Origin of the sequence: Shewanella sp. SR43-8 (genome assembly GCF_014163775.1) — a bacterium.
In the GTDB taxonomy this organism is placed as follows: domain Bacteria; phylum Pseudomonadota; class Gammaproteobacteria; order Enterobacterales; family Shewanellaceae; genus Shewanella; species Shewanella vesiculosa.
This window is the reverse complement of sequence record NZ_JACJDX010000003.1, coordinates 353,795-360,808: the sequence shown is the minus strand read 5'-3', so window position 1 is coordinate 360,808 and position 7,014 is coordinate 353,795. Positions and strand designations below refer to the sequence as shown.

Here is a 7,014-nt window from a genome sequence, read left to right as displayed (position 1 = left end):
ACCTAGGTTTTTAACTTTGGTTTTAAACCTATGTCTTATTTTAATTTGTTATTTTTGTGGGTTTAATATTTTTTGTTGTGAAATAGATCACTGTTAAAAATTTTTTTATTTGTATTATTGATTGGATTTGTAATTTATTTGTTTATCTTCGGTTTTTATTTTACTCAATATAGTTTCTTGTTTGTAACTTAACGTTAATAAGGTTTATATGTTTAAATATAATAAATATTTTTTGGTGCTATTAGCAATGAGTAATAATGCATTCTCTAATGGTGATATTGAAAATTTTTCTGAATGGATACACAATGGTAATGTTGGAGGTACAGCGAAATCGTACTATTTCGAACAAGATTTTGACGATTCAAATGCAGAGAATAGCTCGATTTGGGTGAATGGTGGTAATGTTACTTTTAATACATCAGAGTTTAATGGGTTTAAATTGGGAGGAGAAGTACAGGGATCATACGTTAGTAACATCAATGATGATGATGATAGAACTGCGGGCAGTATAAACGCACAAGGTCTTGTATTATCAGAAGCCTTTTTGAAATATCAGTTTGGTGGTACGGTGTTTTCTGGAGGTAGACAACACTTTTCATCACCCTTGATCGCTAACTCAGGTTCAAGATTGATAAAAGAGTCTTTTGAAATGTATCAGGTATCTTCAAGTCATTTTGAGGATACTGATATTTCGATTGGTTATGTGACTAAATATCAGACTCGAACAGATAAATCATTTTATGTTGATAATGAATTTGTTGATTTTGATTATAATGGTTCTGGTTCCCCTGGCGACTTTTATAAGATAGGCAATGATGGCGTCTTTTACGCACAAGTTAATAAACGGATAGCTAAAAAAGTTAAAATTAACTCACAGTACGCAAATGTAATAAATGAAGTCCAAGCACTCTATGCGGATGTAGAATATACATTGCCAACTAACTTTAACAGTTATATTGCGGTGCAGTACTACAAAACTAAGTGGGATAAAAATGAACTAGTTGATAATGATCTTTTGGGCTTTAAAGTAGGTTTCAGCCAGGGGGGAGTAGATTTTTTCGCTGGTTATACATTAGCTGGAGGAAATGAAGGAGAAAATAGAGTTTTTAGAGGCATAGGTCAAGGAGCTTATTATCAGTTTACTGCAACTACTAAAACTGCGGGGGTTGCTGCATTTGAAGCGGGCACAAATTCGTATCAACTGGGGTTAGGTTCTACTATCTCTAATGTTAAAGGTAAATTATTTTATACATCTTTTGACAATCCCATAGTTGGAAAAGATTTAAATGAATGGACGGTTAATCTTGCATATCAATTTGATGGTAAACTAGCTAATTGCGGTATATCAGTTGATTTTTCAATCTTGGATTATGAAAATAATCAAAAAGATGCTACTGATTTAAGGACAAAATTCTCTTATAGCTTTTAGCGGTTATAATTTATTGCGAACTTTATTTTTGATAAAGGTTAATTCCCTATCAATGTTATTTTAATTGTAAATCCAGGCCGTCTTAAACTGCTTGGGTTTATAATTTTACATGATAAAATACCTCTAGATGATTAAAGTTGATCAAAAACATGTCAGTTGATAATTGTCTCAATATCTACTTTTACAAACAACCTCCAATAGAGTGTATTTTAGAACTAAGTAAATTAAATCACAAACCGACGGATATTTTACAATTTTTTTACATCACTAGCAGTAGTGGCTAAGAAATATCGGCTGCTACTTTATAAGACTACTGTAGAGGTTAAATTACGTTTGTAACTCAAACTTGTTTTTGCCCCATTATGAGTTAATCACGATTTCTGACTTGCATCATTTATCTAATGATAGACCCAAATATCGACTTCGGAATCTATAAAGCAGTGACCAAAAAGATGCACCACTACACAGATATAAACCTTAGAGGTAATTAAAAGTGTATTATTTTCGTAGTTATATTGTTGGCGGTTATGCATATTATAGAAGTAAAAGTTTTGGCCATTCTGGGGCAGTGTCTATGGTATTGCTTTCATCATTAGGTTTTGTTTTTCTCATCTTGCATGGGGTGTTAAATGCAAATGATGTTAGTTTTTTTTCAGATGTTAGCGTGAGCGGGTATTTTTTTATATTTTTAATATGTGCTTTATGGCTATACATTTATTCACTTTTTTGTAAAAGGTTAAAAATATATGAACTTGATTTTGAAATCAGTATAGACCCTAGAAAAATTAGGTTGCATAGCTATGTAACATATTTTTTTATTACGATATTCATTGTTGTTCGAGTTTTTATTTGAACATTTTATACGAGACACCCATTGTTTCGGGCCTAAGCCCCAGCGCGTTATAGTTTGGCTGCTCGGTTTGTTTCTCTACTGCTTGTTCGACTTGTTCATCACTGGCTCGTTTCTGTCCAAAAACGGTTTAGTAAATGGCCCATTTATACCTATAATACAAATTTTGTAAGAGGAGTTCCTTTGTGAAAAAACATGGCTCAGCAAAAGGTATTTTAAAGGATATTAAAATAGACGGTTCTTTAAATGATGATGAATCTTTGCTATTTGCTATAGATGAAGATTGTGAAATAGCTGAAATAGTTCATCGGCGACGTGATCAAGAAGAAATCGAAATTGGGATTGATGACTTGTAATAGTCTTTAATGAAAACTAACTGTCCATAACTAATTTCTTGATGAATTTATCTAAAGTTCCAATAGAGATTGTTTGCATCCTAACTAATTTTTTTCATGTTGTCATTCCATGAGAGAGTTTATTTAGTTCTTCTGAAACAAGTTTAATACCCATTACTGTATCAAGATAATTCAGCGGGGTTTCATTGTATAATTGGAGGTTTGGAGTGTTTAACCATTTCAAAGCGGCTGCATTATTACCGTGATATTGCTCGGCTTGAGCTAAAACTTCAATAATCATTAACATACGTTCGCTCTGATTCGGGGATAGTCGACAAACAAATTTTAAACTTGTGCTACCTGAAGCTTTTCCTATCAGCAAGATTACATGCTTTTTATTCAATCCCATTAATCTTGCTGCTTCATCCAGCATTGCTTCAGGTAAACCTATTTTGAGAAACTGAATAATGTTAAGTAATGAATCATCCTTAAAATCAAAGTCTTTGCCACCAAGTATATAGAAAGCTTTCTGATACATAGATTGTCCTAAACAATTTTTTTGATAAATACATTTGATTCTGTAACGATATCAAGTTGCTTTTACTGAACTCACCGTAAAAGTAACTTGTTGCGGCTTGCCCTGCAACGACCTTGTAAATATAGGTTTAGAAACTACAGGTGAGTAGTGATGATCAACTTTTTCGCATTCATCTATGTGTTGAATTAATGCTTTGATCGCATTTTTATATTGTTCAGGAACTCTCATCACTATCGTTTTTTCATATCTAGTCTTGCGGCCAGCACCTTTACGTACACCACCATGCGCCCCTTTATGAGCATCACTTTTATCTGCCATACTTAGAACCTCTTGATTACGTAACGATATCAAGGTAGCTTGATTTGGTTACATAATCAAATAAAACGTTACAAGTTTGGGCTAATCCCCCCTAAAAATAGTAGATTTCAAAAGTAGAATTTTCTCGTAATATATACGCAGGGAGATTCTGCATGAAAACATCAAAATTTAGCGACAGCCAAATCCTAGCAATCCTTAAACAAGCCGAAGCTGGCACCCCAGTTCCGGGGCTTTGCCGTGAGCATGGCATGAGCTCTGCGACCTTCTACAAATGGCGCGCCAAATTCGGTGGCATGGACGCTTCTATGATGGCGCGATTGAAGGAGTTAGAGGCTGAGAATTCACGACTCAAAAAAATGTATGCCGAAGAGCGACTCAAAGCTGAAATACTCAAAGAGGCCATCGAAAAAAAGTGGTAAAGCCGTCGCGGCGGCGGGAGCTGGCGCAAAAGGCGGTGAGCCATTTCGATCGCATTTGCGTGTGCCTTGTTTGGACTCAGTGAGAGCTGTTATCGCTATCAGGCAAAACTCAGTGATGAAAACGCTGCAATAGCCGACTGGTTACAGCAACTGACATCAACCCATCGGAGTTGGGGGTTTGGGCTATGTTATTACTTTTTACGTAACGTGAAACGCTACCGATGGAACCATAAGCGGGTGTATAGGATTTACCGAGAATTGGAGCTAAATCTACGAATTAAGCCGAGGAAACGCTTGAAGCGTGATAAACCGGACACATTGGCGGTGCCAGAGGCAATCAATGAATGTTGGTCCATGGACTTTATGCACGACCAACTGGAAGATGGTCGCAGCATTAGGTTATTGAACGTGATTGATGATTACAACCGTGAAGGCTTGGCGATAGAAGTCGACTTCTCCTTACCTGCGGAGCGTGTGGTGAGAACATTGGATCAAATCATCGAATGGCGTGGAAAACCAAAACAGATACGCAGTGATAATGGTCCAGAGTATATAAGTGCGGTACTGGCTGCCTGGGCTGAAAAACACAATGTAGAACTGAAATTTATTCAGCCTGGCAATCCACAGCAGAATGCCTATGTAGAACGCTATAATCGGACTGTGCGATACGAATGGCTGAGCCAATATCTTTGGAATAGTATTGCCGAGGTACAGGAACATGCGACACAATGGCTATGGTTTTATAACAATGAAAGACCCAATACAGCAATTGGTGGTGTCCCACCAAAGCAAAAACTGGCACTAGTGGCCTAAGTCTCTACTTTTGACCTCAGCTAAAAATGGGGAGATTACCAGACGGTCGAAACGGCGATGTAATAGTTGCCAATTTTAATGGCGAGTTTGTCTGCAAGATTCTAGATACCAAGCTGCGTGTTCTCCATTCCTCTAATCAACAATACCAACCTGTCACAATTCATGAATACGATTATTTTAGTATTGAAGGCGTAGTCACACGTTCTATTCGTTGCCACCGTCAAAGCCCTTTGTTGTGGGGTAATTAGATGTTTGCTCTAGTTGACGCGAATAGCTTCTATTGCAGTGCAGAACAAGTCTTTCGCCCTGATTGGCGTGGTAAGCCTGTTATTGTGTTGAGTAACAACGATGGGATGATTGTTGCTGCTAATCGTCAAGCTAAAGAGGCTGGAATTGGGAAGTTTCTACCTTACTTTCAAGTTAAAGCCTTATGCGCCAAACGTGGTGTTATTGTCTGTTCCTCAAACTATGAACTTTATGCTGACTTATCTAGCAAAATGATGGATATCATTGGCCGCTTTGCCCCTGAGCAACATGTCTACTCTATTGATGAAAGCTTCCTCTCTTTTAAAAACTGCTATCCCGCTATCAAATGCCTCCTTACGCAAGGCCAGTTAATCCGCCGTGCTGTGTGGAAAGAAGCGCGGCTAGCAGTCTGTGTGGGTATTGGTGAAACGCTTACTCTTTCTAAAATAGCCAACCATGCAGCTAAGAAGATTGAGGGCTACAAAGGAGTTTGTTTCATTAGTAATGAGCAAGAGCGTATAGCTATTTTAAAGCAGCTTGCTGTAGGGGATGTATGGGGGATAGGCCGCCGAATAAGTAAGAAGCTTGAATTAATGAATATCCGTACTGCGTTTCAACTTGCGTCTATGCCGCCGACACTGGCAAGAAAGCAATTTAGTATTGAAATAGAACGTACCGTTCGTGAGCTTAACGGCCAAGCCTGTAAAATATGGGATGAGTCGAGGGCAGATAAAAAGCAGATATTTTCGACTAGAAGCGTAGGTGAGCGCATCACAGATTATTCGTCGTTATTACAAGCATTGAGTAAGCATGTTGCTATCGCAGCGAGTAAAGCACGTAAGCAAGGTTCAAACTGCAAGACCTTGCTGATTTTTGCCAGTAATTCACCCCATGATGAACGGCCTGTAAGCTATAAAGCTATTGTACATTTTCCATGTCCAACCAACTGCACTGTTGAGCTAACCAAAGCTATGAGTGAGGCCGCACCAAAGCTATTTCGTGAGTTCGTACATTATTACAAAATCGGTATAGGGCTTATCGATTTAGCTAGCGAAAAACATAACCAATTCGATTTATTTAACCCTTCAAAGGCTAATCCCGCTTTGATGAATACGCTAGATGACATTAACCAACGCTATGGCAGTGATACGATGTTTCTAGCAGCTCAAGGCATAGAGCACAAGTGGTCAATGCGCCGTGATTTGCTAACGCCACAATACACAACCAAATGGTTCAGTGTACCCAGCATTAAGTGCTAACTAGGTTTTTGCTTTGATTAATGTTTTCACTGTTAGTATCACTCATATGCTTGGTTTAATTAGATAAATCAGACATTAGCTAATCACTGTTCCTTAGCTTGAAGCATTCGATGAACCTTCTTAAAATTGGTCTACCTTTCTTTTTACTGGCTTTTAGCTCAACAGCTATTGCAGCTGGAAATACGCGGCTTAGGAGGAGTTATTTATGTGCATATATGCTATGAGTATTGATTTTAAGGGCTTCTACAATACATATGGTCTAATAACAACATGTATTATATTGGAGCGTTTATTAATAACATGAATTTTAATGTGTAATCAGTAGTCCTTCACTGCTAAAAGATTGCTTCGTGTTTAAGTTAACTTACGTGAATAAAGTAATAATAAAAATTTGTTCCAGTCACTGTAATATTCTTCAATAATGAGCTAGCTAATGATGATGATCGTTAGCTGCAATCCGGTATGATGTGATTAAGTTGGCTTACTCAAGCTCGATATACCAGAAATCTCTATAAGAGAAACTGTTGCACTTACTTCAGCTCAGATTAATGGACAGTATTTATTTTGATAAAGTAACAAAATCAAGTTTTTGAAACGGAATGATGATACGTTAAGAGCTTGTATGTGAGTATTTTTGTTAAAAATGCTGCATTTACTTAAAACTTTGTACAGAGCCTGTACATATACCGTTCCAGCAAAACTAATGAATCCTAGTCAATGCATTTTATTAGCGATAACTTGTTTTCAGGCAGATTTTAATGTCATCGATGACTACCACTGTGAAGCGTTGCTATCGAATTGTACTTG

At 37.3% G+C, this 7,014-nt stretch carries 5 protein-coding genes and 2 pseudogenes; 5 read left to right on the top strand and 2 right to left on the bottom strand.

What is annotated here, in order from left to right; genetic code table 11:
- The first annotated feature begins 247 nt into the window (after positions 1 to 247).
- Complete coding sequence (locus H5114_RS05800; RefSeq protein ID WP_102036767.1) at positions 248 to 1,429, top strand: OprD family outer membrane porin; 1,182 nt, start codon at positions 248 to 250, stop codon at positions 1,427 to 1,429.
- 1,035 nt (positions 1,430 to 2,464) lie between these two features.
- The gene (locus H5114_RS05795; RefSeq protein ID WP_165870202.1) at positions 2,465 to 2,635 is read left to right on the top strand and encodes a hypothetical protein; all 171 of its coding nucleotides are present in this window, start codon (positions 2,465 to 2,467) and stop codon (positions 2,633 to 2,635) included.
- A 94-nt stretch (positions 2,636 to 2,729) separates the two neighbouring features.
- Here the strand turns inward: H5114_RS05795 and H5114_RS05790 are convergent, their stop codons facing one another.
- Together H5114_RS05790 and H5114_RS05785 are read right to left on the bottom strand one after the other, a co-directional pair.
- The gene (locus tag H5114_RS05790; protein ID WP_011638878.1) at positions 2,730 to 3,152 is read right to left on the bottom strand and encodes an antitoxin Xre/MbcA/ParS toxin-binding domain-containing protein; all 423 of its coding nucleotides are present in this window, start codon (positions 3,150 to 3,152) and stop codon (positions 2,730 to 2,732) included.
- Positions 3,153 to 3,203: 51 nt separating this feature from the next.
- The gene (locus tag H5114_RS05785; protein WP_011638879.1) at positions 3,204 to 3,470 is read right to left on the bottom strand and encodes a hypothetical protein; all 267 of its coding nucleotides are present in this window, start codon (positions 3,468 to 3,470) and stop codon (positions 3,204 to 3,206) included.
- Between the two features lie 152 nt (positions 3,471 to 3,622).
- Between H5114_RS05785 and H5114_RS05780 the strand changes: the two are divergent.
- From H5114_RS05780 to H5114_RS05775, 3 genes and pseudogenes are all read left to right on the top strand, one after another.
- Positions 3,623 to 4,702 (top strand): annotated as a pseudogene (locus H5114_RS05780) (IS3-like element ISShfr8 family transposase).
- 47 nt (positions 4,703 to 4,749) lie between these two features.
- Positions 4,750 to 4,950 (top strand): annotated as a pseudogene (locus H5114_RS20415) (LexA family protein); the annotation flags it as partial.
- Positions 4,951 to 6,207 (top strand): Y-family DNA polymerase, encoded by a 1,257-nt coding sequence (locus H5114_RS05775; RefSeq protein ID WP_011638882.1) that lies wholly within the window; start codon positions 4,951 to 4,953, stop codon positions 6,205 to 6,207.
- Positions 6,208 to 7,014: the final 807 nt, after the last annotated feature.

Bases quoted from the DNA above. Each gene is read 5' to 3' on its own strand.
- H5114_RS05800 (WP_102036767.1), top strand. From the start codon at position 248: ATGAGTAATAATGCATTCTCTAATGGTGATATTGAAAATTTTTCTGAA.
- H5114_RS05790 (WP_011638878.1), bottom strand. From the start codon at position 3,152: ATGTATCAGAAAGCTTTCTATATACTTGGTGGCAAAGACTTTGATTTT.
- H5114_RS05785 (WP_011638879.1), bottom strand. From the start codon at position 3,470: ATGGCAGATAAAAGTGATGCTCATAAAGGGGCGCATGGTGGTGTACGT.
- H5114_RS05775 (WP_011638882.1), top strand. From the start codon at position 4,951: ATGTTTGCTCTAGTTGACGCGAATAGCTTCTATTGCAGTGCAGAACAA.